This is a genomic window from Enterobacter cloacae complex sp. 2024EL-00227 (assembly GCF_043945315.1).
Taxonomy (GTDB): Bacteria; Pseudomonadota; Gammaproteobacteria; order Enterobacterales; family Enterobacteriaceae; genus Enterobacter; species Enterobacter roggenkampii.
Genome location: NZ_JBIMQP010000057.1, coordinates 1 through 1,674 on the forward strand (window position 1 = coordinate 1; position 1,674 = coordinate 1,674).

Annotated in this window: 3 protein-coding genes and 1 pseudogene; all 4 read right to left on the reverse strand. The window is 50.6% G+C overall.

Annotated elements, in window-relative coordinates; all coding sequences use genetic code 11:
- Nucleotides 1-266 (reverse strand): annotated as a pseudogene (locus tag ACHH0Z_RS25500) (phage tail protein); the annotation flags it as partial.
- 61 nt (nt 267-327) lie between these two features.
- Nucleotides 328-561, reverse strand: coding sequence for a hypothetical protein (locus ACHH0Z_RS25505; protein ID WP_045409817.1), 234 nt, complete (start codon nt 559-561; stop codon nt 328-330).
- Nucleotides 562-668: 107 nt separating this feature from the next.
- Entirely contained in the window at nt 669-1,340 is a 672-nt protein-coding gene (locus ACHH0Z_RS25510; protein WP_045409814.1) for a hypothetical protein, read from the reverse strand.
- Nucleotides 1,341-1,655, reverse strand: a complete 315-nt coding sequence (locus tag ACHH0Z_RS25515) for a hypothetical protein (RefSeq protein WP_045409811.1) — start codon at nt 1,653-1,655, stop codon at nt 1,341-1,343. It lies immediately after the preceding gene.
- Nucleotides 1,656-1,674 lie beyond the last annotated feature (19 nt).

Genomic DNA, 1,674 nt, shown 5'->3' on the forward strand with positions numbered 1-1,674 from the left:
CTTTGCGCCACCAGCGCGGCAGTTACCATGTTCAGCGCCACACGGGGAACAGCTGACCAGGCTGCACCGGCCTGAGTAGGCCCGGTAAAGTTACTAACCAGAGTCACCTGGGTATTACCGTCAACCGTTTTTACTGGCAGCGTATAATCAACGCCGCCTACAGTGGAGACAATAAAGTCACCTGCGGCGAGTTCGGTTGCGAATGAGGTTCCGGAACCGCCAACAATAGCGGACCCGTTTGTCAGGATGATAGTTCCTGCAGACATATGCGCTCCTTTCGGGCAATAAAAAACCCCGCCGGGGCGAGGTTTATTCAAAATGTTTGAGTTAATGGCAGGTGGTACTACTGAACGTGTTTGCGCTAACCCATGACCAGTTAAATGGGTAACCGGCGCGGTACTGGGTCTGGTTACTTTGCTTACGCACTCCGTAAATCTGGACGATGTTTTCCTGCCCGCCGATTAGGGCCGTTCCGGTACATATAGGTTGCTGCTTCTGAAGAACGCCAGCGCAACCGGAGAGCAATACAGCCACCGCCAGGCAAAGAATCATGTTTTTCATAGTGGTTATATCCCAGGGTATTCACGAAGCTAAACAATATCAAGATGAATCAAGGGGATATAATTGATTTTGTAGATCAATTTCATAAGATTGATCGCTGAAAACGATCAATCGTAGTTGGCGCAGTTGATGGCCATTATCACGTTTCTCAGATTTGAATACGCGACGTTCTGAAGGTTTCCGCTGGGCGTTGTTTGTGGTCTGGCGAATATTCGCGTATTGCCTCCCTCAAGTTTTGCCATGCTCTTGTAAATCGCCGAGTAGGGCTGCGGCTGTCCGCCGGCCGATATAACTCCAGTAATTAGACCCAGCATGGCAGGCATACAGGCCCATTTCCCCGCCAGCGTGGTATTGATGTTATAACCTGAACTTGCATCTACTCCGGCAGTACCGAGGGTTACCACATCACTGAGTGTGCGCGTTTCGTTTGTCAAAATAAGCGTCCCTGACGCATCCCAGACGGCCAGCCCGTAGTCTGGCTTTGTCTGTGGGAAAATAGAGAAAAAATAAACATACGCTGTGCCGGTTGCATTTGGTCTGAGGAAATCAATAGTGATGGTGTTCCCGCTTATCGTCTGGGTGATTTCCACCTCAACCGTGCAATGAACAAAGGCGACAACGGGCTGACCTGAGGGAAATGTGTGCGTCACTTTGGTATTGAAACCCGATGTCCCCTGTAGTTCTGCTGTCTTCCGTGCCTGCAACGAAATAGGCGAACTGTTAGCGGTGACCCATACTTCTCCGGCCGTCGTCGTCAGTAAAACGCCATACTGCGCCATTTATGCTCTCTCTATCTGGAAAATGATATACGCCGCGGCCGCAGGCTCAGTCCCTGCAGAATAGTCGGTATCGCCTACTGCCGATACCGTTGCGGTCCCACCTGAAATAGTGATCTTCCTCCGGCTTGTTCCCCACTGATCGCCGTTCATGATCTGAAAATAAGTAAGCTTACACCCCGGTGGAAGCACTACGGAGTAAGAGCCTGTTTTTTCATTCTGGGCCAACTGTAGGTAGCCGCTTACACTGACAGGCTTAATTCCATAGTTGTTCACCCTGCCTGAGGCGTCCCAGGTTTCAACACCGTACTGAGCCATCGCTGTTCATCCTAAAAAA